A 23,545-nucleotide genomic window follows, 5' to 3' on the forward strand; every position below is an offset into this window, starting at 1 on the left:
ACTTATTGACCCAACTTCAGGCGAGCAGTCTCGCCACTGGTGAACGGAGCGATATCGACCGGTTGGCCGTTGTAGCTGACCTGCGCGGCCCGGGCAACGCCCAGACGAACAGCCAGCGGTGGCTTGCCAGCCACGGAGACGCTGTCGCCCTTGTGCTTGAGACCGCTGAACAACACTTTGCCGCTGCCGTCAGTGACCTGAGCCCAGCAATCGGCGGTGAATTGCAGTTGAACCTGGCCCTGGCCGGCAACCGGAGCTGCCGGGGCAACTGGCGCGGGTGCTGGAACAACAGCGGTCGGAGCGACAGGAGCCGTGACGACAGGTGCTGGTGTAGCCGGAACGTTTGGCGCAGGTGTGGCCGGAGCAGCCACCACCGGAGCCGGTGTGTGAACCGGAGCAGCGGCGGGCACGGCTGGAGCAGGCGTCACCGGAGCTGTTGCTGGAGCAGCAGCCTCGGCACCCGTCGACTCAGCGGCGGTTTCCGCTTGTGGCAGTGCCAGGGCGGTTGAGCCCTCGGCTTCGCCTTCCGCGACGGCCTGGTCTTCCGGCTCGTCCAGCGGGTGAATCTGGGTAGTGCCGTCAGCGCCTTCTACTTCGACGTGCTCAGGCGCCAGCGTGGTCAGATCCTTGGTCCGCAGCGAGGTCTGATCCTGCCACCAGACGAAACCGCCGCCGATGACCGCAATCAGCAGCAACAGGCTGACGATCCGCAAAATGGTGTGGGAAACCCGGACCGGCTCTTCGATCCGACCCAGGGCGTGGACGTTGCTGCCCTGGGAGTCGGTGCCGGTGGACTGGTCGAACTGCTGGACCAGGACCGCCTGATCCATGCCGAGCAATTTGGCATAGGCGCGAATGTAACCGCGAGCGAAGGTATGCCCCGGCAGCTTGTCGAACGCACCGGCTTCGAGGTTGGTCAGGGAAGTCACGGTGAGGTTGAGCTTGAGGGCCACTTCGGCCAGCGACCAGCCATTGCTTTCGCGGGCCTGGCGCAAGGTCTCACCGGGGTTAACGCGATTCGCTGCTACAACTTCGGGATGCGCCGCTTTCATCATTGCTCCGACAGGTATTGCTGATATTCCGGCGTACCGGGATAGAGTCGTTTTAATTGCAGGCCCGCACTGGCGGCCTTGTCGCGATCTTCAAACACTTTTGCCAACCGAACCGCGAGCAACAGACTACGTGCATTTTGCTCGGACAGCTGGCTGAAACGATCGTAATAGTCACGCGCGGGCACATAATGCCTGTCTTCGAATGACAACTCAGCCATTTCCAGCAATGCCCGTGGTTGCTGACGGTTCAAACGCAATGCTTTTTCCAGTTGCTGCTGGGCCAGATCACGCTGACCAAGCTTGGACGCCGTCATGCCGAGGTTCTCGAACACGCGCGAACGCTCAGGATACAGGGTATCGGCGGCGGCCTGTTCAAAACGCTCGTAGGCTTCCTTGTAACGCTTTTCTTCGTAGAGAAAACTGCCGTAATTGTTGAGGATGCGGGCATCGGCGGGACGGGAGGACAGCGCCTTGCGAAAGTGCTCATCCGCCAGTGCAGGCTCCATCTCGGACTGGAAAACCAGCCCGAGGGCCGCGTTGGCGTCAGGATCCGAACTGTCCAGCTCGAGGGCCTTTTTCAACGGCACCTTGGCCCGTTCGGTCATGCCTTGCTGCAAGTATCCCAGTCCCAGCTGCACGTAGGCAGCCCGCGCTTCATCGCGGCCCTTGCTGGTCTTCATCGGGTTGTAATCGCCCGACAGGACACAGCCAGCACACAGGCTGGCCAACAGCAACAGCAGCGCAAAGCGCAGGGACATAGAGATCCTCTCTTAGTTAGTGTTCGCGGCGTTCTGTGCCAGATCGCTGTCGGCGCTCAATTCGCGCACGGCGATGTAACGTTCGCTGCGACGGGTGCGATCCAGCACCTGCCCTACCAATTGACCGCAAGCCGCGTCGATGTCTTCACCACGGGTGGTGCGCACGGTCACGTTATAGCCTGCCTGGTGAAGCTGATCCTGGAACCGGCGGATGGCGTTGTTGCTCGGCCGCTCGTACCCGGAATGCGGGAACGGGTTGAACGGAATCAGGTTGATCTTGCAGGGAATATCCTTGAGCAGCTCGATCATTTCCACGGCGTGCTCAAGCTTGTCGTTGACGTCCTTGAGCAAGGTGTACTCGATGGTCAGCACGCGCTTCTCGCCCAGTTCGGACATGTAGCGCTGGCACGACTCGAGCAGCATCTTAAGCGGATATTTCTTGTTGATCGGCACCAATTGGTTACGCAATGCGTCATTCGGTGCGTGCAGGGACAACGCCAGGGATACGTCGATGTGCTTGGCCAGCTCATCGATCATCGGCACCACACCCGACGTGGACAGGGTCACGCGGCGCTTGGAGATCCCGTAGCCCAGGTCATCCATCATCAGATGCATGGCGGCCACGACGTTGTCGAAGTTCAGCAGCGGTTCGCCCATGCCCATCATCACCACGTTGGTGATGGCGCGGTCGATGGTAGCCGGAACACTGCCGAAGGATTTGTTGGCAATCCACACCTGACCGATGACTTCGGCGGCGGTGAGGTTGCTGTTGAAGCCTTGCTTGCCGGTGGAGCAGAAACTGCAGTCCAGGGCACAGCCTGCCTGGGACGAAACGCACAGAGTGCCGCGTTTGCCCTGGGGAATGTAAACGGTCTCGACACAGCTGCCGGACGCCACGCGCACCACCCACTTACGGGTGCCGTCGCTGGAGATGTCCTCGCTGACCACTTCGGGACCACGGACTTCAGCAATAGCCTTGAGCTTGTCGCGCAAGGCCTTGCTGACGTTCGTCATGGCGTCGAAATCATCCACGCCAAAGTGGTGAATCCATTTCATTACCTGACCGGCACGGAAACGCTTCTCCCCGATTGAGTCGAAGAATTTTTCCATTTCCGGCTGGGTCAGACCCAGCAGGTTGGTTTTAACAGTCGATGTAGTCATGGATTCACCTTCACTCTTTAAGCCAATGCTTAGCGAGTGGTTACTTCAGTAGCTGCGAAGAAGTACGAGATTTCACGAGCAGCAGCGGCTTCGGAGTCCGAACCGTGTACAGCGTTGGCGTCGATGGAATCAGCGAAGTCAGCACGGATGGTGCCGGCAGCAGCTTCTTTAGGGTTGGTAGCGCCCATCAGCTCACGGTTCAGAGCGATAGCGTTTTCGCCTTCCAGAACCTGAACAACAACAGGACCGGAGATCATGAAGGCAACCAGGTCGCCGAAGAAACCACGAGCGCTGTGCTCAGCGTAGAAGCCTTCAGCTTCGGCTTTGGACAGTTGCTTCAGTTTCGAAGCTACAACGCGCAGGCCTGCTTTTTCGAAACGAGTGGTGATCTCGCCGATGACGTTTTTTGCAACAGCGTCAGGCTTGATGATGGAGAAAGTACGTTGAACAGCCATGGTGTAACTCCAGAAACAGTAATTTGCGAAAAATTAAACCCGCGAATTATACGCGGGTTCTTGGGTATTGCCTAACCTGCAAGGACGATCAGTCTACTTCTTCGATCCAGAGGGCCTGGACCGCTTCCAACACCTTCTCGCCGACACGGCCAGAGGTGTTGTCGAAATCAGGCAGTTCCATGATCCATCGTTGCAGGTCGACGAAATTGACAGAGAGCGGATCGACATCCGGTTTGGCTTCGGCCAGCTCTTCTGCAATACGTTGAACATCATTCCAACCGTAGCTCATGACAGTCTTACCAGTCAGTGCGGCGCTTCGGCCGCATGGTTAAGCGAATATTTCGGGATTTCGACGGTGATGTCTTCTTCACCCACGATAGCCTGACAGGCCAGACGCGACTGCGCCTCCAGACCCCACGCACGATCAAGGAAATCTTCCTCCAACTCGTCGGCTTCTTCCAGCGAGTCGAACCCCTCGCGGATGATGCAGTGACAAGTGGTGCAAGCGCAGACGCCGCCGCAGGCGCTTTCCATCTCGATATGGTGTTCGTGGGCCAGATCGAGAATCGATGTGCCGGGCTCAGCCTCGACAACCATGCCTTCAGGGCAGAACTTCTCGTGTGGCAGAAAAATGACCTGCGGCATCAGATATCCTCGATTTCATTCAGGTTGCGCCCCGACAGAGCGGCTTTCACCGTCTGATCCATACGGCGAGCAGCAAAAGCATCGGTCACTTGCGACAGACGCTTGGTCTGCTGCTCGATGGCGTAACCATCGGTACCTTTCATCAGTTCGGCCAGTTCCTGCACCTGCAGATCGATGACCAGGCGCTCTTCGGCGTCGAGCAAACGCTCGCCATCCGCCTCCAGAGCGCCCTGCACCGCTTCGATCAGGCGCTGGGCATCAACTTGCTGCTCGCGCAGAACGCGGGCGACCTTGTCGTCATTGGCGTGCTGGAACGAATCTTTCAGCATCTTGGCAATTTCGCCGTCGGTCAAACCATAGGACGGCTTGACCTGGATGCTGGCCTCAACGCCCGAGCCCAGCTCGCGGGCGGAAACGCTGAGCAGACCGTCGGCATCGACCTGAAAGGTCACGCGAATTTTCGCCGCGCCTGCGACCATTGCCGGAATGCCGCGCAACTCAAAGCGTGCCAGGGAGCGGCAATCACTGATCAATTCGCGCTCGCCCTGCAACACGTGGATCGCCATGGCCGACTGGCCGTCTTTATAAGTGGTGAAGTCCTGGGCGCGAGCGACGGGAATGGTGGTGTTGCGCGGAATCACCTTCTCCATCAGGCCGCCCATGGTTTCCAGCCCCAGGGACAGTGGAATCACGTCGAGCAGCAGCAATTCGCCGCCATCGCGCTTGTTGCCAGCCAATGTATCCGCCTGGATCGCGGCCCCGATGGCCACCACTTGATCCGGGTCGATTTCAGTCAGTGGCTGACGACCGAAGGCTTCGGCGACGGCTTCGCGAACACGTGGAACGCGAGTCGAACCACCCACCATGACCACGGCGTGCACGTCTTCCAGCTCGACGCCGGAATCGCGGACGGCGCGGCGGCAGGCTTTCAGGCTGCGAGCGACCATTGGTTCGATCAGTGCATCGAAGGCTTCGCGGGTCAGTTGCGCTTTCCAGTTGCCGTAAGCAACTTCAACACTGTCGGCATCCGTCAGGGCTTCTTTGGCGGCGCAAGCGGTTTGCAGCAGGCTGCGCTGTGCGCCCGGATCGAGGTCGGCGGACAAACCGGCGCTCTCGATGATCCAGCCGGCAATCGCGTGATCGAAGTCATCGCCACCCAGCGCGCTGTCGCCGCCGGTTGCCAGGACTTCGAAGACACCGCCGGTCAGACGCAGAATCGAAATATCGAAAGTGCCGCCACCCAGGTCATAAATCGCGACCAGGCCTTCGGCATGCTGGTCCAGACCGTACGCCACCGCCGCCGCCGTCGGCTCGTTGAGCAGACGCAGCACGTTCAGACCGGCGAGCTTCGCCGCATCCTTGGTAGCCTGGCGCTGAGCATCGTCGAAATACGCCGGAACGGTGATCACCGCACCCACCAGCTCACCACCAAGGGTCGCCTCGGCGCGCTGACGCAACACCTTGAGGATATCGGCGGACACTTCGACCGGGCTTTTCGGACCCTGCACGGTGTCGATGAACGGCATGTGCGATTCGCCGCCGACAAAGCGGTACGGCAGTTGATCGCCCAGTTGCTTGACGTCGGACAGACCACGACCCATCAGGCGCTTGACCGACAGCACGGTATTCAGGGGATCGGAGGACGCGGCCAGCTTGGCCGACTCGCCGACTTCGACGCGGTCGGCGTGATAGCGCACGGCAGAAGGCAGGATGACCCGCCCTTCGGCGTCGGCCAGCGGCTCGGAAAGACCACTGCGCAACGCAGCGACCAGCGAATTGGTAGTGCCCAAGTCGATCCCCACAGCCAGACGACGCTGGTGCGGTTGAGGACTTTGGCCGGGTTCGGCGATCTGCAGTAGGGCCATCGTGATCAGGACTTATCTGTATATCAGGCGTGCGACCGGAGCGGCACTGGGTTAATCGTCGAGGCGCTCTTCTAACTGGCGCACTTCGTAGGTGAGCTTGTCGAGGAACTGCATGCGTCGCATCAGGCGTTCGGCCTGTTCGCGTTGCGCTGCATCATCCCAACAGGCTGCGAAGCTTTCGTTCAGCTCGTCCTGGGCGGTTTTCAGGCGACGCTTGAAGGTCGCGACACCGTCCAGGTCGGCACTGTCCTGCAGATCTTCGAGTTCTTCGCGCCATTGCATCTGCTGCAGAAGAAACTCGGGATCATGGACCGTGACTTCCATCGGCACTTCATGCCCGCTGATGGTCAGCAGGTAACGTGCGCGCTGGGCCGGACTCTTGAGCGTCTGGTAGGCGTCGTTGAGCCGCGCGGACTGCTCAAGAGCGGAGCGCTGCTCGCGCTCGGAAGCGTCGGCGAAGCGGTCAGGGTGAACGCCGCGCGCCAGCTCGCGATAGCGCGTGGCCAACTGTTCGAGATCCAGACGAAAGCCCGGTTGCAGCTCGAATAAAGCGAAATGACAAGGAATACCCACGACAAGCCTCAGATGTTGAAGCTTTCGCCGCAGCCACATTCACCGCGCACGTTGGGGTTGTTGAACTTGAAGCCTTCGTTCAACCCTTCCTTGACGAAATCGAGCTCGGTGCCGTCGAGGTAAGCCAGGCTTTTCGGGTCGATAATCACCTTTTCGCCGTGACTTTCGAACACCTGATCTTCTGCAACCACCTCGTCGACAAACTCCAGCACGTAGGCAAGGCCGGAACAGCCCGTGGTGCGAACACCCAGACGAATCCCTTCACCCTTGCCGCGCCCGTCGAGGGAGCGTCGCACGTGTCGAGCAGCCGCTTCTGTCATGCTGATAGCCATCGTTGACTCCTTACTCGTCGCCCAATGCTTAGATCAAGCCTTTCTTCTGCTTGTAATCGCGAACAGCCGCCTTGATGGCGTCTTCAGCGAGTACCGAGCAGTGGATTTTCACTGGCGGCAGGGCCAGTTCTTCGGCCAGCTGGGTGTTCTTGATGGTTTCAGCTTCGTCCAGGGTCTTGCCCTTCATCCACTCGGTGGCGAGGGAGCTGGAGGCGATAGCCGAACCGCAGCCGTAAGTCTTGAACTTGGCGTCTTCGATAACGCCCTGATCGTTGACCTTGATCTGCAGACGCATCACGTCGCCGCATGCCGGAGCGCCGACCATGCCGGTGCCGACATCCGGGTCTTCGGCATTCATCTTGCCGACGTTACGCGGGTTTTCGTAGTGGTCGATGACCTTTTCGCTGTAAGCCATGATTCTCAATCCTCACTCATCAGGGCCGCTCTTGAGACCCTGCAACTGCGCTGCGTAAACCGCCGCGTCGCTACAGGATCTGTATCCGGCGGCTTCTATATTTAGTGTGCCGCCCACTCGATCTTCGAGATATCGACGCCGTCTTTGTACATGTCCCACAGCGGCGACAGAGCGCGCAGCTTGGTAACGGCCTCGCAGACTTTCTGCGCGGCGTAGTCGATTTCTTCTTCGGTGGTGAAGCGGCCGAAGGTGAAACGGATCGAGCTGTGTGCCAGTTCGTCGTTGCGGCCCAGGGCGCGCAGTACGTACGAAGGCTCAAGCGACGCCGAGGTGCAGGCCGAACCGGACGACACCGCCAGATCCTTGAGCGCCATGATCAGCGACTCGCCTTCAACGTAGTTGAAGCTCAGGTTCAGGTTGTGCGGAACGCGGGCGGTCAGGCTGCCGTTGACGTACAGCTCTTCCAGGTGCTCGATCTGCTTGTAGAAGCGGTCGCTCAACGCCTTGATGCGGACGTTTTCGGCAGCCATGTCTTCCTTGGCCACACGGAACGCTTCGCCCATGCCGACGATCTGGTGGGTCGCCAGGGTGCCGGAACGCATGCCACGTTCGTGACCGCCACCGTGCATGGTCGCTTCGATGCGCACACGCGGCTTGCGGCTCACGTACAGCGCGCCGATGCCTTTAGGGCCGTAGGTCTTGTGGGCAGAGAACGACATCATGTCGACTTTCAGCTTCTGCAGGTCGATCTCGACCTTGCCGGTGGACTGAGCGGCGTCGACGTGGAACAGGATGCCTTTCGAACGAAGCAGTTCGCCGATGGCGGCGATGTCGTTGACGGTGCCGATTTCGTTGTTCACGTGCATTACCGACACCAGGATGGTGTCTTCACGCAGTGCAGCTTCGATCATGGCAGGCGTGATCAGACCGTCTTCGGTCGGATCGAGGTAGGTCACTTCGAAACCTTCACGCTCCAGTTGGCGCATGGTGTCGAGGACAGCCTTGTGCTCGATCTTGGAGGTGATCAGGTGCTTGCCCTTGGAGGCGTAGAAATGTGCCGCACCCTTGATTGCCAGGTTGTCGGACTCGGTGGCACCGGAGGTCCAGACGATTTCGCGTGGGTCGGCGTTGACCAGATCGGCCACCTGACGACGGGCGTTTTCGACGGACTCTTCGGCCTTCCAGCCGAACACGTGGGAACGGGACGCCGGGTTACCGAAGTTTCCGTCGACCAGCAGGCATTCACTCATTTTTTGCGCAACGCGCGGATCGACCGGGGTGGTCGCAGAGTAATCAAGGTAAATCGGCAATTTCATGGACTATCTCCTAAATCAGGCTGGCTGGCGTGCCGCTAGCTCTCTGGCTGTCATTCGACGGCGGACGCTTCAATCTTGTCCAGGCGCGGCGCCTTGCCATTGCAACGACGCTGATCCTGACGCTGGGCCACTTCCTGCACCTCACGGCGAGTTACGAGGTCGGCCAAGCTGATACCGCTGAGAAATTCGTGAATCTGCAGGCTCAGGTCGCACCACAGGTGATGGGTCAGGCAGGTGTCGCCGGAATGGCAATCGCCCTGGCCCTGGCATTTTGTTGCATCGACCGATTCGTTCACCGCATCGATCACCTGAGCGACCTGGATGCCCTGCATGTCGCGGGACAACTGGTAGCCACCGCCCGGACCGCGAACACTGGAAACCAGGTTACTGCGGCGCAGCTTGGCGAACAGCTGTTCGAGATAGGACAGGGAGATGCCTTGGCGCTCGGAGATATCGGCCAGGGACACCGGCCCGTGCTGCGCGTGCAACGCCAGGTCAAGCATGGCGGTCACGGCGTATCGGCCTTTTGTAGTCAGTCGCATGGACAATTACCACGGAGTTCGGAATGGGCGGGAGTATGCAATTCCCGAGCATTTAAGTCAACTATAAGACCTAGTGCTTTAGTCGGGTTTACCCGCAAAAGAGCGCGCGAATGATAGCAGGGTCTGCGGCTTAATGGCACACCGGTCAGCAGCAGCCCCTGCCGGGGCGTCAGTGGAGCTTGGATTCGTCCTTACCCTTGACGCAGGCGAAGTCTTCTTCACGCAGTTCAGGCAGATCTTTCGCACAATAATTGCTGCCCAGATCCTTCAACGCACCGCACATCCCTTCCAGACGGCCATCGACCGCCTGCAGGTGATCGAGTAGCTGACCAATGGCACGTGCCACCGGGTCCGGCATGTCTTCGCTCACACCGTAAGCATCAAAACCGATCTTCTCGGCCATCGCTTTACGCTTGGCGTCGGCTTCATCATCGGACTTGACGATGATCCGGCCAGGGATGCCCACCACCGTGGCACCTGGCGGCACTTCCTTGGTCACTACGGCATTGGAGCCGACCTTGGCACCGGCACCGACAGTGAACGGGCCGAGCACCTTCGCGCCAGCCCCCACGACTACGCCATCACCCAGCGTCGGGTGACGCTTGCCCTTGTTCCAACTGGTACCGCCAAGGGTCACGCCTTGATAGATGGTGACGTCATCGCCGATTTCAGCGGTTTCGCCAATCACGATGCCCATGCCATGGTCGATGAAGAAGCGACGACCGACCTTGGCGCCCGGATGAATCTCGATACCGGTCAACCAGCGACCGAAGTTCGACACCAGCCGCGCCAGCCATTTCAGATCGTTGCGCCAGAGCATGCCGGCCAGTCGATGAATCCAGATTGCATGCATGCCGGGGTAGCAGGTCAGGACTTCAAAAGCGTTACGCGCCGCCGGGTCTCGGTGGAATACGCTCTGGATATCTTCACGCAAACGCTCGAACATCATTAATCCTTCCGTTTAAGGAGCTCGCCACGGGCCGCTTTCTGGGTTTCCGTGAGGATGCCACGCAAAATATTCATTTCCGCCCGGCTGACCGAGCTGCGTCCGTACAACCGGCGCAGGCGCGCCATCAAGTGCCGCGGTTTTTCCGGATCGAGGAATTCGATGGCCACCAGGGTCTGTTCCAGGTGCTCGTAGAATCGCTCCAGCTCATCCATGGTCGCCAGCTCGGCGCTTTTCACGGAGGCCACTTCTTCCTTCTCGATCTTGGTTGGCTGACCTTGTGCGGCCAGCCAGGCCATGCGCACTTCATAACTCAACACCTGCACCGCCGCCCCGAGGTTCAGCGAGCTGAATTCAGGATCGGAGGGGATGTGCACGTGATAGTGACATCGCTGCAGCTCGTCATTGGTCAGGCCGGAATCTTCACGACCGAACACCAGCGCGATTTCTGCGCCCTGCCCGGCCTCCTCGACCACTTTGGTTCCGCACTCGCGCGGGTCCAGCAACGGCCAGGGAATGCGCCGGTCGCGGGCACTGGTGCCGAGCACCAGATTGCAGCCGACCAGGGCGTCTTCCAAGGTGGCGACGACTTGGGCGTTTTCAAGGATGTCCCCAGCACCCGAAGCGCGAGCGTCGGCTTCGTGATGCGGGAAGACTCGCGGGTCAACCAGCACCAACCGCGACAGGCCCATGTTTTTCATGGCGCGCGCGGTCCCGCCGATGTTTCCCGGATGGCTGGTATTGACCAGGACGACACGAATATTTTGCAGCACGGCGGGCGCTCTCGGACTCGGCAAAGGGGTGCAAATCTTACAGAACAGCCTACCGTTAAGCTATGAAAGCGAACAGCGACCTTCACCTGAAGAAAAGTTCTGATAGAATGCGCGGCTTTCTTTAACAACCTTAGGTGACACATCCATGCAGCCCATGCTGAATATCGCGCTGCGCGCCGCCCGCAGCGCCAGTGAACTGATCTTCCGCTCCATCGAGCGCCTGGATACCATCAAGGTCGACGAAAAAGACGCCAAGGATTATGTATCCGAGGTCGATCGCGCCGCCGAACAGAAAATCATCGATGCTCTGCGCAAGGCTTACCCGAATCACTCGATCATGGGTGAAGAGACCGGCATGCACGCCGGTAGCGGTATCGAAGGCGAAGAATACCTGTGGATCATCGACCCACTGGACGGCACCACCAACTTCCTGCGCGGCATTCCTCACTTCGCTGTCAGCATTGCCTGCAAATACCGTGGTCGCCTGGAACACGCCGTTGTTCTGGATCCGGTTCGCCAGGAAGAATTCACCGCCAGCCGTGGTCGCGGCGCTCAACTGAACGGTCGTCGCCTGCGTGTCAGCGGTCGTACCAGCCTGGACGGCGCTCTGCTCGGCACCGGTTTCCCGTTCCGTGACGACCAGATGGACAACCTCGACAACTACCTGGGCATGTTCCGCGCCCTGGTTGGCCAGACTGCCGGCATCCGCCGCGCCGGTTCGGCGAGCCTGGACCTGGCTTACGTGGCCGCCGGTCGTTTCGACGCGTTCTGGGAGTCGGGCCTGTCCGAGTGGGACATGGCTGCTGGCGCCCTGCTGATTCAGGAAGCAGGTGGCCTGGTGAGCGACTTCACCGGCGGTCACGACTTCCTTGAAAAAGGCCACGTCGTTGCTGGCAACACCAAATGCTTCAAGGCAGTTCTGACGGCGATCCAGCCGCACCTGCCGGCTTCGCTGAAGCGCTAAGCTTTTCGCGAGACCCAAAAAAGCACCCTTCGGGGTGCTTTTTTTATGCATCCAATTCGATCCCCCTGCATTTCTCGCTCAAATCGCAGACATAAAAAAGCACCCCGAAGGGTGCTTTCTTATCAGCTTTCAGCAGATCACTGCCCCGGCTGCGCCTGAGACAGGATCAGCTTGCCTTCCTTGTCGACCGGAATCTGGTTGCCCGGATCACGGTCCATTCGAACTTTGCCTTCCTTGCCGTCCAGCGAGTAACGGACGTCATAGCCTACGACCTTGTCGCTGATGTCATTCACCGTATTACAGCGAGTCTGGGTGGTGGTGTAGGTATCGCGATTCTGCATGCCTTCCTGCACCTTGTTGCCGGCATAACCGCCACCGACCGCACCGGCCACCGTGGCAATCTTCTTGCCGGTGCCGCCGCCGATCTGGTTACCCAGCAAACCACCCGCCACGGCACCGATGGCGGTACCGAGAATCTGGTGTTGATCCTTGACCGGCGCCTGCCGGGTCACAGCGACATCCTTGCACACTTCACGTGGAGTCTTGATCTGTGTCTTGACCGGTTCAACGGCCAACACTTGCGCATACTCAGGGCCGCTTTTAACCAGGCTGTAGGTGGCAACAGCACCCCCGGCAGTCACACCGACAGCACCCAATACCGCACCAACCAGTAACGACTTGTTCACATGAACCTCCTGACCATCACATGCGGGACAAGCCCGCGCTTCTCCCAGCCTTGGAGCAAAAAAAAAGACGCGAGTTCAACTCGCGTCTTTTTTGTCTTGTACCACCGGGAGAATGCTATGGAAGCAGGGCCTCAAGGACGGTCATCGACTTCCTTCTCGGTGTTGGCCGGAGGAATCAGGTCTTCGGTGGACAGATTCAGCCAGATCAGCACCACGTTGGCGATGTAGATCGACGAATAGGTACCCGCCAGAACACCCACCAGCAGCGCCAGGGAGAAGCCGTGCAGGTTGTCACCACCGAAGAACAGCAGCGCCGCGATTGCCAGCAAGGTCGAAACCGAAGTCGCGATGGTCCGCAACAGGGTCTGGGTGGTCGAGATGTTGATGTTCTCGATCAGCGTAGCCTTGCGCAGCACACGGAAGTTCTCACGTACCCGGTCGAATACGACGATGGTGTCGTTCAGCGAGTAGCCGATGATCGCCAGTACCGCCGCCAGCACCGTCAGGTCGAAGGTGATCTGGAAGAACGACAGGATACCGACGGTCACGATCACGTCGTGAATCAGCGAAACGATGGCGCCGACCGCGAATTTCCACTGAAAGCGGAAAGCCAGGTAGATCAGGATGCCGCCGAGTGCCAGCAGCATGCCGAGGCCGCCCTGGTCACGCAGCTCTTCACCGACCTGCGGGCCGACGAACTCGACGCGCTTGACCGTCGCCGGGTTGTCGCCACCGACCTTCTGCAGCGCTTGCGCTACCTGATGACCCAACTGTGGATCTTCACCCGGCATACGCACCAGCAGATCGGTGGTAGCACCGAAGTTCTGCACGATGGCTTCGTGATAGCCGGCAGTGGTCAGCTGATCACGCACCTTGGTGACATCGGCCGGACGCTCGTAGGTCAGCTCGATGAGCGTACCGCCGGTGAAGTCCAGACCCCAGTTCATGCCCTTGTGGAATACGCTGAAAACAGCCAGCAAGGTCAGGAACACTGTGACGCCGAACGCGAAGTTGCGGACGCCCATGAAGTTGATTGTACGTAACATGGCAGCCCCTTAAATCCACAACTTCTTGAAGTCACGACCGCCGAAGATCAGGTTGACCATCGCGCGGGTGACCATAATGGCCGTGAACATCGAAGTCAGAACCCCGAGGGACATGGTTACTGCGAAGCCCTTCACCGGGCCGGTGCCCATGGCGAAGAGAATGCCGCCGACCAGCAAGGTGGTCAGGTTGGCGTCGAGAATCGCAGTGAACGCCCGACCGAAGCCTTCGTTGATTGCACGCTGCACGGTCATGCCGGCGGCGATCTCTTCACGGATCCGCGAGAAGATCAGCACGTTGGCGTCGACCGCCATACCCATGGTCAACACGATACCGGCGATACCCGGCAGGGTCAGCGTGGCACCCAGCAGCGACATCAGTGCCAGCAGCAGCACCATGTTCACCGCCAGCGCGACGGTGGCGATCAGGCCGAAGAAGCGATAGATGGCGATGATGAACAGCGAGACGAACAGCATGCCCCACAGCGATGCATCGATACCCTTGGTGATGTTGTCCGCACCCAGGCTCGGGCCGATGGTGCGTTCTTCAGCGAAGTACATCGGAGCGGCCAGACCACCGGCACGCAGCAGCAGCGCCAGTTCGGACGACTCACCCTGGCCGTTCAGGCCGGTGATACGGAATTGCGCACCCAGCGGCGACTGAATGGTCGCCAGGCTGATGATCTTCTTCTCTTCCTTGAACGTCTGTACGGCAACGTCTTTCTCGACGCCGTCGACCATTTGCTTGGTGTACGTGGTCACCGGACGCTGTTCGATGAAGATCACCGCCATGCTGCGACCGACGTTGCTGCGGGTCGCGCGGCTCATCAGTTCGCCACCGTGACCATCCAGACGGATGTTCACTTCAGGGGTGCCGTGCTCACCGAAGCCGGCCTTGGCGTCAGTCACCTGGTCACCGGTGATGATCAGGCCACGCTCGATCTGTGCAGGAGGACGCTTGCCTTCGCGGAACTCAAACGTCTCGGAAGTGGCTTTCGAAGCACCCGGCTCGGCGGCCAGGCGGAACTCGAGGTTGGCCGTCTTGCCGAGGATACGCTTGGCTTCGGCAGTGTCCTGCACGCCCGGCAGCTCAACCACGATACGGTTGGCACCCTGACGCTGGACGATCGGTTCGGCAACACCCAGCTCGTTGACGCGGTTACGTACCGTGGTCAAGTTCTGCTTGATGGAGTATTCACGGATTTCCGCCAGCTTGGCCGGGGTCATCGCCAGACGCAGCACCGGTTGACCATTGAGGTCGGCCGGAACAATGTCGAAATCGTTGAAGTTCTTGCGGATCAGCACACGGGCCTGTTCGCGGGAGTCTTCATCGCTGAAGCCCAACTGAATGGCACCGCCCAGTTGCGGCAGGCTGCGATAGCGCAGCTTTTCTTTACGCAGCAGGCTCTTGACGTCGCCTTCATAGACTTTCAGGCGTGCATCGAGGGCTTTTTCCATGTCCACTTCCAACAGGAAGTGCACACCACCGGACAAGTCCAGACCCAGCTTCATCGGGTGCGCGGCCACGCTGCGCAGCCATTGCGGGGTGGTCTGTGCCAGGTTCAGCGCGACGACGTAGTCATCACCCAATGCCTTGCGCACAACGTCCTTGGCCGGCAGCTGGTCTTCAGCCTTGGTCAGACGGATCAGACCGCCCTTGCCGTTTGCAGCCAGGCTCGAGGCCTTGACGTTGATCCCGGATTCCTTGAGCGCGGTGCTCACGCGATCCAGATCGGCCTGATTGACCTGCAGGGCCGTGCTGGCGCCGCTGATCTGAATGGCCGGGTCATCGGGGTATAGATTCGGAGCGGAATAAATCAGACCGATCGCCAGCACCGCCAGGATCAGAATGTATTTCCACAGAGGATATTTGTTCAGCATCACGCCGCCCGTTATGACGCGGGGCGCCTTGCGCGCCCCGTCGATTGAGTAGAAGTTGAAACTTAGATCGCTTTCAGCGTGCCTTTTGGCAGCGTGGCGGCGATGGCGCCCTTCTGGAACTTCATTTCCACGGTGTCGGAAACTTCCAGAACCACGAAGTCGTCGGCCACTTTGGTGATCTTGCCGGCGATGCCGCCGGTGGTAACCACTTCGTCACCCTTCGCCAGGCTGCTCAGCAGGTTCTTCTGCTCTTTGGCGCGCTTGGCCTGTGGGCGCCAGATCATCAGGTAGAAGATGACCAGGAAGCCAACCAGGAAAATCCACTCGAAGCCGCCACCCATTGGGCCGGCTGCTGCCGGTGCAGCCGCGTCAGCCATGGCATTAGAGATAAAAAAGCTCATTTAGCACTCCAGTTGCAAATGTTGAATCTTGGGGTCAGAAAACTCAGTCCAAAGGCGGAACGGGAAGCCCGCGTTTGGCGTAGAAGGCATCGACAAAGGCGGCCAATGTACCCTGTTGAATAGCCTCGCGCAAACCAGCCATCAGCACCTGATAATGGCGCAAATTGTGGATGGTATTGAGCATGCTGCCGAGCATTTCGCCGCACTTGTCCAGATGATGCAGATAAGCGCGCGAGAAGTTCTGGCAGGTATAGCAATCGCAGGTCGGATCCAGCGGCGAATCATCATGGCGATGGAACGCGTTACGGATCTTCAGCACGCCAGTATCAATGAACAGATGCCCATTGCGGGCATTACGGGTTGGCATCACGCAATCGAACATGTCCACACCGCGGCGCACACCCTCAACCAGATCTTCCGGTTTGCCAACGCCCATAAGGTAACGAGGTTTGTCAGCCGGCATCATGCCCGGCAGATAATCCAGCACCTTGATCATTTCATGCTTGGGCTCGCCCACCGACAGGCCGCCGATGGCCAGACCGTCGAAGCCGATCTTGTCCAGGCCTTCCAGAGAACGCATGCGCAGGTCCTGGTGCATGCCGCCCTGAACGATACCGAACAACGCCGCCGTGTTGTCGCCATGGGCATTCTTCGAACGCTGGGCCCAGCGCAACGACAGTTCCATGGAAACACGGGCAACGTCTTCGTCGGCCGGGTACGGGGTGCATTCGTCGAAGATCATCACGATGTCCGAGCCCAGATCACGCTGGACCTGCATCGACTCTTCCGGGCCCATGAACACTTTCGAGCCGTCGACCGGGGAGGCGAAGGTCACGCCCTCCTCCTTGATCTTGCGCATGGCGCCGAGACTGAACACCTGGAAACCGCCAGAGTCGGTGAGGATCGGGCCTTTCCACTGCATGAAATCGTGCAGGTCGCCGTGTTCCTTGATCACTTCGGTGCCAGGGCGCAGCCACAGGTGAAAGGTGTTGCCCAGAATGATCTCAGCGCCCGTGGCAACGATGTCACGCGGCAACATGCCCTTGACCGTGCCGTAGGTGCCAACCGGCATGAAGGCCGGGGTCTCGACGGTCCCACGGGGGAAGGTCAGGCGACCACGACGAGCCTTGCCGTCGGTGGCCAGGAGCTCGAAGGACATGCGGCATTGGCGACTCATTCTGTTTCCTCGGGGCCTGTTTCTTTAGGGGCTGTAGGTGCGGGGTTACGGGTGATGAACATCGCATCACCGTAGCTGAAAAAGCGGTATTCGTTTTCGACGGCGGCCTTGTAGGCAGCCATGGTTTCCGGATAGCCGGCGAACGCCGAAACCAGCATCAACAGCGTGGATTCGGGCAAATGGAAATTGGTGACCAAGGCGTCGACCACATGGAACGGCCGGCCCGGGAAGATAAAGATATCGGTGTCGCCACTGAACGGCTTGAGCACGCCATCGCGAGCGGCGCTCTCCAGCGAACGTACGCTGGTGGTGCCCACGGCAATCACCCGACCGCCACGCGCACGGCAGGCAGCGACTGCATCGACCACGTCCTGGCCTACTTCCAGCCATTCGCTGTGCATGTGGTGATCTTCGAGCTTTTCGACACGCACCGGCTGGAACGTACCCGCACCGACGTGCAACGTAACGAACGCGGTCTCGACACCCTTGGCGGCGATCGCTTCCATCAGCGTCTGGTCGAAGTGCAGCCCGGCGGTCGGCGCTGCCACCGCGCCGAGCTTCTCGGCGTACACGGTCTGATAACGCTCACGATCCGAGCCTTCGTCCGGGCGGTCGATATAAGGCGGCAGCGGCATGTGCCCGACTCGGTCGAGGAGCGGCAGCACTTCTTCGGCGAAACCCAACTCGAACAGGGCATCGTGGCGAGCCAGCATTTCGGCTTCGCCTCCACCGTCGATGAGGATCTTCGAGCCCGGCTTGGGTGACTTGCTGGAGCGCACATGGGCCAGCACGCGGTGCGTGTCGAGCACTCGCTCGATGAGGATTTCCAGCTTGCCGCCAGACGCCTTCTGACCGAACAGCCGTGCCGGAATCACCCGGGTATTGTTGAACACCATCAAATCGCCCGGGCGCAGATGCTCAAGCAGATCAGTGAATTGACGGTGTGCCAGGGCGCCGCTGACCCCATCCAGGGTCAACAGGCGACTACCGCGACGCTCGGCCAAAGGGTGGCGGGCGATCAGCGAATCAGGAAGCTCGAAGGTAAAGTCAGCAACGCGCATGATGGAGTTCGTCTAGCAGGGCCGGAAAGTCTAGCGGAAATATCGAAAATTGACCATGAAACGTGATTGACCAACGGTAGGTACCTCTCTATACTTCGCCGCCATTGAGCCCTGATGGCGGAATTGGTAGACGCGGCGGATTCAAAATCCGTTTTCGAAAGGAGTGGGAGTTCGAGTCTCCCTCGGGGCACCAAAATTAAGAAAGGTCTTGCTTAGCAAGGCCTTTTTTTTCGCCTGCCGGAAAGTAGCTGCCGTAGTAAGAGCTGCCGAAGGCTGCGATCTTTTGATCTTCCTCTGTTTCACCGACAGGACAACTCAAAGGATTCACTGCATGGAAACGTCACTGGAAACCGTCGCCCTGTTCTCCCTCAAGCTCGCTTACGAGGAAGAAGGCCTGAGCCCGATTCTGCGGGATGACATGGTCATGGGTGATTATCAGAAAGACGTATTCGAGTTGCTGGTGCGCCGGGGTGATGTCGAGACGATCCAGTTCAAGATGAACGAGTGCCTGGCGCTGGCGATGGATGCGCTGGGTGGCTTCGAGAAACCGCTGGGACGGGAACTGCACAAGTTGTCGACCGACCTCAGTCAGGCGCAGTCGCTGGAGCAACTGGATCAGCCGCTCCTCGCGCTGAAGGGTTATTTGAAGGACATTCTGTAATCAGACGCGCGATCTGAAGAAACAGCCCCTCGGATTACTTCCGCACTTTTACCACTTGAATGTCGACGGGGAACCCACCTGCCCCTTCCAGTTTCTTCCATCCCACGTATTGAAAAATCGCGTCCCGATCGATGGCATCACCCCTCTCCACCATTGCTCCGCCCAGCACCGCGACCTCTCTATAGATTGCGCAACTGCCCTCATCGGGATGAGCGGTGTAGATCACATAGGGTTTGACGTATCGCACGGCACGGAAATGTCGGCCGCAACCCCAGTCGACCGTGATCATCAATGTCTTCAGTAACGCTTCGCCATCCATTTCCGGATCCTCGGCGATCTCGTGGAGCTTGCCGAGCTTGCCGACGTCGCTAAAACCCAGAGCACGGGCGCGTTTGTATTCCGGGGACTCTAAATGCTCGGCCTCAGCCTTTAAGGCTTGCTGCAGAATCTCTTTGTCCTGGACGTTATGTTCGTTGTTCGAGATCTCGGTCGCTTGGGCAATGACGTTTTCGCAACGGGCATAATCGGGAGAGGCAAGGCTTGCTTGGGTGAGGTGCCGGCGATGGATGAAAACAGGTGGTATCAAGCTATCGACGTAGAACATCGCTTCCCTGGCTGTAATTGCCCCGTTTTGAGCGTTGTTCACCACTTGCTGAAAACGCTCACAATTGGAGAGGTATCCCTTCCAGGCGACCTCCGGGGTTTCGGCGGCAAGTGCCGGGGTCATTCCGATCGAGAGGAGGAAAGCGCCGAGCAGGCGCGAGACAGAAGAAACGCTGAGCATGTGTAGTCCGTTACGCAGATGAAGAAAGTGGCGCGAAGCTACTATTTTGCCATCTTGCCGTCCACTCTCGCTGGAGGCCTATCAACCGCCTCTGTTATCACGCACTCGGGAATAAACCAATGGATGCTTTGCTGTGCTTGATGGTGTTGGCCGGAACCTGGTGGTGGGTGGTGAAGCAACGGGGTGAGTGGAACTTGCTACTTGGCAACCTTGCTGGCGCCGGAAGTAGCGTGGTAACCGGTATTGTGTTCACGCTGATATACGACGGGGTCATTCTCGCTTATGAGGAAGACTGCCTGAGCCCGCCCCTGCGCGATGATCTGGTCATGGGTGATTACCAGCGGGCTTTTTGCTGTCTGGGATAATGTCCCTACCTCTTCAAGATAGCTCCACCCTCACCTGTCGAGACAGTCTCAACGGCTGCTTATCGATTTCGTGTTGCCACGCCCCTAGCAGCTTGGCGGCATCATCGTTGACTGCAAAACCATCGCAATACATCCGGCACCGGCAAGGCCGAGAAAGCGCCGTAGCCAGCCGCCAATGTGACCCCATTCAAACAAGCTTCACATGGCAGTCCCAGCCCTTCAGTGGCGCCCAAGAGGGCCTCTCATGAGATACCTACACCCTCGGCGGCAAATGGCCGCCAATCGCACTGTGTCCGGCATGAAGGCTTCCTTGGAAAAGTACAAAAGCTAGGGCTGAACCTTAGCATTGTCGGCAGGCGAGGACAGCCGCAGGGCGTCTGAGAATGTCGTACGAACTTTCCTGCGGGCAAAACAAAACCCCAACTGCTTTCGCAATTGGGGTTTCGGAATTTAATCTTGACGATGACCTACTCTCACATGGGGAAACCCCACACTACCATCGGCGATGCATCGTTTCACTTCTGAGTTCGGGATGGGATCAGGTGGTTCCAACGCTCTATGGTCGTCAAGAAATTCGGGTACTGAGTCGTGGCCAGACGGCCTCGCTTCAGCAAATTGGGTATGGGATAGTTTTCGGTGTTTTGTGCTGCCTTTTTAGGTGCAGTCGAACTTTCGGTTCGTTTCGTCTTCACACACCGCAATCTGGTTGCTCTGGTTTAGAGAGCCGACGCAAATTGCTTGGGTGTTATATGGTCAAGCCTCACGGGCAATTAGTATTGGTTAGCTCAACGCCTCACAGCGCTTACACACCCAACCTATCAACGTCGTAGTCTTCGACGGCCCTTCAGGGAACTCAAGGTTCCAGTGAGATCTCATCTTGAGGCAAGTTTCCCGCTTAGATGCTTTCAGCGGTTATCTTTTCCGAACATAGCTACCCGGCAATGCCACTGGCGTGACAACCGGAACACCAGAGGTTCGTCCACTCCGGTCCTCTCGTACTAGGAGCAGCCCCTCTCAAATCTCAAACGTCCACGGCAGATAGGGACCGAACTGTCTCACGACGTTCTAAACCCAGCTCGCGTACCACTTTAAATGGCGAACAGCCATACCCTTGGGACCGGCTTCAGCCCCAGGATGTGATGAGCCGACATCGAGGTGCCAAACACCGCCGTCGATATGAACTCTTGGGCGGTATCAGCCTGTTATCCCCGGAGTACCTTTTATCCGTTGAGCGATGGCCCTTCCATACAGAACCACCGGATCACTAAGACCTACTTTCGTACCTGCTCGACGTGTCTGTCTCGCAGTCAAGCGCGCTTTTGCCTTTATACTCTACGACCGATTTCCGACCGGTCTGAGCGCACCTTCGTACTCCTCCGTTACTCTTTAGGAGGAGACCGCCCCAGTCAAACTACCCACCATACACTGTCCTCGATCCGGATAACGGACCTGAGTTAGAACCTCAAAGTTGCCAGGGTGGTATTTCAAGGATGGCTCCACGCAAACTGGCGTTCACGCTTCAAAGCCTCCCACCTATCCTACACAAGCAAATTCAAAGTCCAGTGCAAAGCTATAGTAAAGGTTCACGGGGTCTTTCCGTCTAGCCGCGGATACACTGCATCTTCACAGCGATTTCAATTTCACTGAGTCTCGGGTGGAGACAGCGCCGCCATCGTTACGCCATTCGTGCAGGTCGGAACTTACCCGACAAGGAATTTCGCTACCTTAGGACCGTTATAGTTACGGCCGCCGTTTACCGGGGCTTCGATCAAGAGCTTCGCGTTAGCTAACCCCATCAATTAACCTTCCGGCACCGGGCAGGCGTCACACCCTATACGTCCACTTTCGTGTTTGCAGAGTGCTGTGTTTTTAATAAACAGTCGCAGCGGCCTGGTATCTTCGACCGGCATGGGCTTACGGAGCAAGTCCTTCACCCTCACCGGCGCACCTTCTCCCGAAGTTACGGTGCCATTTTGCCTAGTTCCTTCACCCGAGTTCTCTCAAGCGCCTTGGTATTCTCTACCCAACCACCTGTGTCGGTTTGGGGTACGGTTCCTGGTTACCTGAAGCTTAGAAGCTTTTCTTGGAAGCATGGCATCAACCACTTCGTCGCCTAATGGCAACTCGTCATCAGCTCTCGGCCTTAGAATCCCGGATTTACCTAAGATTCCAGCCTACCACCTTAAACTTGGACAACCAACGCCAAGCTGGCCTAGCCTTCTCCGTCCCTCCATCGCAATAACCAGAAGTACAGGAATATTAACCTGTTTTCCATCGACTACGCTTTTCAGCCTCGCCTTAGGGACCGACTAACCCTGCGTCGATTAACGTTGCGCAGGAAACCTTGGTCTTTCGGCGTGGGTGTTTTTCACACCCATTGTCGTTACTCATGTCAGCATTCGCACTTCTGATACCTCCAGCAAGCTTCTCAACTCACCTTCACAGGCTTACAGAACGCTCCTCTACCGCATCACTTACGTGATACCCGTAGCTTCGGTGTATGGTTTGAGCCCCGTTACATCTTCCGCGCAGGCCGACTCGACTAGTGAGCTATTACGCTTTCTTTAAAGGGTGGCTGCTTCTAAGCCAACCTCCTAGCTGTCTAAGCCTTCCCACATCGTTTCCCACTTAACCATAACTTTGGGACCTTAGCTGACGGTCTGGGTTGTTTCCCTTTTCACGACGGACGTTAGCACCCGCCGTGTGTCTCCCATGCTCGGCACTTGTAGGTATTCGGAGTTTGCATCGGTTTGGTAAGTCGGGATGACCCCCTAGCCGAAACAGTGCTCTACCCCCTACAGTGATACATGAGGCGCTACCTAAATAGCTTTCGAGGAGAACCAGCTATCTCCGAGCTTGATTAGCCTTTCACTCCGATCCACAGGTCATCCGCTAACTTTTCAACGGTAGTCGGTTCGGTCCTCCAGTCAGTGTTACCTAACCTTCAACCTGCCCATGGATAGATCGCCCGGTTTCGGGTCTATTCCCAGCGACTAGACGCCCTATTAAGACTCGCTTTCGCTACGCCTCCCCTATTCGGTTAAGCTCGCCACTGAAAATAAGTCGCTGACCCATTATACAAAAGGTACGCAGTCACAGAACAAAGTCTGCTCCCACTGCTTGTACGCATACGGTTTCAGGATCTATTTCACTCCCCTCTCCGGGGTTCTTTTCGCCTTTCCCTCACGGTACTAGTTCACTATCGGTCAGTCAGTAGTATTTAGCCTTGGAGGATGGTCCCCCCATATTCAGACAAAGTTTCTCGTGCTCCGTCCTACTCGATTTCATGACTAAGAGATTTTCGCGTACAGGGCTATCACCCACTATGGCCGCACTTTCCAGAGCGTTCCGCTAATCTCAAAGCCACTTAAGGGCTAGTCCCCGTTCGCTCGCCACTACTAAGGGAATCTCGGTTGATTTCTTTTCCTCAGGGTACTTAGATGTTTCAGTTCCCCTGGTTCGCCTCTTGCACCTATGTATTCAGTACAAGATAACCATCTTATGATGGCTGGGTTCCCCCATTCAGACATCTCCGGATCAAAGTCTGTTTGCCGACTCCCCGAAGCTTTTCGCAGGCTACCACGTCTTTCATCGCCTCTGACTGCCAAGGCATCCACCGTATGCGCTTCTTCACTTGACCATATAACCCCAAGCAATCTGGTTATACTGTGAAGACGACATTCGCCGAA

General features: G+C 58.2%; 24 protein-coding genes, 1 tRNA gene and 2 rRNA genes. 4 read left to right on the forward strand and 23 right to left on the reverse strand.

Annotation, left to right across the window (positions count from 1 at the left end):
* Nucleotides 1–2: 2 nt before the first annotated feature.
* The 14 genes from IF199_RS24500 to trmJ all read right to left on the reverse strand — a co-directional run bounded on the left by IF199_RS24500 (nucleotide 3) and on the right by trmJ (nucleotide 10,833).
* Nucleotides 3–1,052, reverse strand: coding sequence for a RodZ domain-containing protein (locus IF199_RS24500; RefSeq protein ID WP_192558928.1), 1,050 nt, complete (start codon nucleotides 1,050–1,052; stop codon nucleotides 3–5).
* Nucleotides 1,052–1,810, reverse strand: coding sequence for a type IV pilus biogenesis/stability protein PilW (gene pilW, locus IF199_RS24505; RefSeq protein WP_096818600.1), 759 nt, complete (start codon nucleotides 1,808–1,810; stop codon nucleotides 1,052–1,054). Before pilW ends, IF199_RS24500 begins: the two co-directional genes overlap by 1 nt.
* Nucleotides 1,811–1,822: 12 nt before the next feature.
* Nucleotides 1,823–2,971 carry a dual-specificity RNA methyltransferase RlmN gene (gene rlmN, locus IF199_RS24510; RefSeq protein WP_096818602.1) on the reverse strand — a complete coding sequence of 383 codons (1,149 nt, stop codon included), beginning with the start codon at nucleotides 2,969–2,971 and terminating at the stop codon, nucleotides 1,823–1,825.
* 29 nt (nucleotides 2,972–3,000) lie between these two features.
* Nucleotides 3,001–3,426 (reverse strand): nucleoside-diphosphate kinase, encoded by a 426-nt coding sequence (gene ndk / locus IF199_RS24515; RefSeq protein WP_007916882.1) that lies wholly within the window; start codon nucleotides 3,424–3,426, stop codon nucleotides 3,001–3,003.
* A gap of 88 nt (nucleotides 3,427–3,514) precedes the next feature.
* Nucleotides 3,515–3,715, reverse strand: a complete 201-nt coding sequence (iscX, locus tag IF199_RS24520) for a Fe-S cluster assembly protein IscX (protein WP_027619659.1) — start codon at nucleotides 3,713–3,715, stop codon at nucleotides 3,515–3,517.
* 14 nt (nucleotides 3,716–3,729) lie between these two features.
* Nucleotides 3,730–4,071 carry an ISC system 2Fe-2S type ferredoxin gene (gene fdx / locus IF199_RS24525; protein WP_003227897.1) on the reverse strand — a complete coding sequence of 114 codons (342 nt, stop codon included), beginning with the start codon at nucleotides 4,069–4,071 and terminating at the stop codon, nucleotides 3,730–3,732.
* Nucleotides 4,071–5,936 carry a Fe-S protein assembly chaperone HscA gene (hscA, locus tag IF199_RS24530; protein WP_192558929.1) on the reverse strand — a complete coding sequence of 622 codons (1,866 nt, stop codon included), beginning with the start codon at nucleotides 5,934–5,936 and terminating at the stop codon, nucleotides 4,071–4,073. Before hscA ends, fdx begins: the two co-directional genes overlap by 1 nt.
* A 51-nt stretch (nucleotides 5,937–5,987) precedes the next feature.
* Nucleotides 5,988–6,509, reverse strand: a complete 522-nt coding sequence (gene hscB, locus IF199_RS24535) for a co-chaperone HscB (protein ID WP_102620823.1) — start codon at nucleotides 6,507–6,509, stop codon at nucleotides 5,988–5,990.
* Between the two features lie 8 nt (nucleotides 6,510–6,517).
* Nucleotides 6,518–6,841: an iron-sulfur cluster assembly protein IscA gene (gene iscA / locus IF199_RS24540; RefSeq protein WP_003227904.1), complete on the reverse strand. Its 324-nt coding sequence runs from the start codon at nucleotides 6,839–6,841 to the stop codon at nucleotides 6,518–6,520.
* A gap of 28 nt (nucleotides 6,842–6,869) precedes the next feature.
* Nucleotides 6,870–7,256 carry a Fe-S cluster assembly scaffold IscU gene (iscU, locus tag IF199_RS24545; protein ID WP_003227907.1) on the reverse strand — a complete coding sequence of 129 codons (387 nt, stop codon included), beginning with the start codon at nucleotides 7,254–7,256 and terminating at the stop codon, nucleotides 6,870–6,872.
* 101 nt (nucleotides 7,257–7,357) lie between these two features.
* Entirely contained in the window at nucleotides 7,358–8,572 is a 1,215-nt protein-coding gene (locus IF199_RS24550) for an IscS subfamily cysteine desulfurase (protein WP_192558930.1), read from the reverse strand.
* A 50-nt stretch (nucleotides 8,573–8,622) separates the two neighbouring features.
* Nucleotides 8,623–9,114, reverse strand: coding sequence for a Fe-S cluster assembly transcriptional regulator IscR (gene iscR / locus IF199_RS24555; RefSeq protein ID WP_007956690.1), 492 nt, complete (start codon nucleotides 9,112–9,114; stop codon nucleotides 8,623–8,625).
* A 169-nt stretch (nucleotides 9,115–9,283) separates the two neighbouring features.
* Nucleotides 9,284–10,060 (reverse strand): serine O-acetyltransferase, encoded by a 777-nt coding sequence (gene cysE, locus IF199_RS24560; RefSeq protein ID WP_007956691.1) that lies wholly within the window; start codon nucleotides 10,058–10,060, stop codon nucleotides 9,284–9,286.
* 2 nt (nucleotides 10,061–10,062) lie between these two features.
* Entirely contained in the window at nucleotides 10,063–10,833 is a 771-nt protein-coding gene (trmJ, locus tag IF199_RS24565; protein WP_007956692.1) for a tRNA (cytosine(32)/uridine(32)-2'-O)-methyltransferase TrmJ, read from the reverse strand.
* Nucleotides 10,834–10,978: 145 nt separating this feature from the next.
* Here trmJ and suhB point away from each other — a divergent pair, with 145 nt between their 5' ends.
* Nucleotides 10,979–11,797 carry a type III secretion system regulator SuhB gene (gene suhB, locus IF199_RS24570; protein WP_085709393.1) on the forward strand — a complete coding sequence of 273 codons (819 nt, stop codon included), beginning with the start codon at nucleotides 10,979–10,981 and terminating at the stop codon, nucleotides 11,795–11,797.
* 137 nt (nucleotides 11,798–11,934) lie between these two features.
* On the opposite strand, the gene IF199_RS24575 is transcribed toward suhB, so the two are convergent.
* The 6 genes from IF199_RS24575 to queA form a co-directional block, all read right to left on the reverse strand.
* Nucleotides 11,935–12,483: a glycine zipper 2TM domain-containing protein gene (locus tag IF199_RS24575; RefSeq protein ID WP_085709392.1), complete on the reverse strand. Its 549-nt coding sequence runs from the start codon at nucleotides 12,481–12,483 to the stop codon at nucleotides 11,935–11,937.
* 131 nt (nucleotides 12,484–12,614) lie between these two features.
* Nucleotides 12,615–13,529: a protein translocase subunit SecF gene (gene secF, locus IF199_RS24580; protein ID WP_096818609.1), complete on the reverse strand. Its 915-nt coding sequence runs from the start codon at nucleotides 13,527–13,529 to the stop codon at nucleotides 12,615–12,617.
* Between the two features lie 9 nt (nucleotides 13,530–13,538).
* Nucleotides 13,539–15,407: a protein translocase subunit SecD gene (gene secD, locus IF199_RS24585; protein WP_096818611.1), complete on the reverse strand. Its 1,869-nt coding sequence runs from the start codon at nucleotides 15,405–15,407 to the stop codon at nucleotides 13,539–13,541.
* A gap of 62 nt (nucleotides 15,408–15,469) precedes the next feature.
* Entirely contained in the window at nucleotides 15,470–15,808 is a 339-nt protein-coding gene (yajC, locus tag IF199_RS24590; protein WP_003227923.1) for a preprotein translocase subunit YajC, read from the reverse strand.
* 43 nt (nucleotides 15,809–15,851) lie between these two features.
* The gene (gene tgt / locus IF199_RS24595) at nucleotides 15,852–16,967 is read right to left on the reverse strand and encodes a tRNA guanosine(34) transglycosylase Tgt (protein WP_161794909.1); all 1,116 of its coding nucleotides are present in this window, start codon (nucleotides 16,965–16,967) and stop codon (nucleotides 15,852–15,854) included.
* Between the two features lie 14 nt (nucleotides 16,968–16,981).
* A complete protein-coding gene (gene queA, locus IF199_RS24600) occupies nucleotides 16,982–18,046 on the reverse strand; it encodes a tRNA preQ1(34) S-adenosylmethionine ribosyltransferase-isomerase QueA (protein WP_192558931.1) in 1,065 nt (354 codons plus the stop codon).
* 108 nt (nucleotides 18,047–18,154) lie between these two features.
* Between queA and IF199_RS24605 the strand changes: the two genes are divergently transcribed.
* A tRNA-Leu gene (locus IF199_RS24605) sits at nucleotides 18,155–18,239 on the forward strand.
* Nucleotides 18,240–18,377: 138 nt separating this feature from the next.
* Nucleotides 18,378–18,707, forward strand: coding sequence for a hypothetical protein (locus tag IF199_RS24610; RefSeq protein WP_096823087.1), 330 nt, complete (start codon nucleotides 18,378–18,380; stop codon nucleotides 18,705–18,707).
* A gap of 34 nt (nucleotides 18,708–18,741) precedes the next feature.
* Here the strand turns inward: IF199_RS24610 and IF199_RS24615 are convergent, their stop codons facing one another.
* A complete protein-coding gene (locus IF199_RS24615; RefSeq protein WP_192558932.1) occupies nucleotides 18,742–19,491 on the reverse strand; it encodes a hypothetical protein in 750 nt (249 codons plus the stop codon).
* A gap of 119 nt (nucleotides 19,492–19,610) precedes the next feature.
* Between IF199_RS24615 and IF199_RS24620 the strand changes: the two genes are divergently transcribed.
* The gene (locus IF199_RS24620) at nucleotides 19,611–19,856 is read left to right on the forward strand and encodes a hypothetical protein (protein ID WP_192558933.1); all 246 of its coding nucleotides are present in this window, start codon (nucleotides 19,611–19,613) and stop codon (nucleotides 19,854–19,856) included.
* A gap of 454 nt (nucleotides 19,857–20,310) precedes the next feature.
* On the opposite strand, the gene rrf is transcribed toward IF199_RS24620, so the two are convergent.
* A 5S ribosomal RNA gene (gene rrf / locus IF199_RS24625) occupies nucleotides 20,311–20,426 on the reverse strand.
* A 179-nt stretch (nucleotides 20,427–20,605) separates the two neighbouring features.
* A 23S ribosomal RNA gene (locus IF199_RS24630) occupies nucleotides 20,606–23,496 on the reverse strand.
* Nucleotides 23,497–23,545: the final 49 nt, after the last annotated feature.

Origin of the sequence: Pseudomonas allokribbensis, from assembly GCF_014863605.1 — a bacterium.
GTDB classification, from domain to species: Bacteria; Pseudomonadota; Gammaproteobacteria; order Pseudomonadales; family Pseudomonadaceae; genus Aquipseudomonas; species Aquipseudomonas allokribbensis.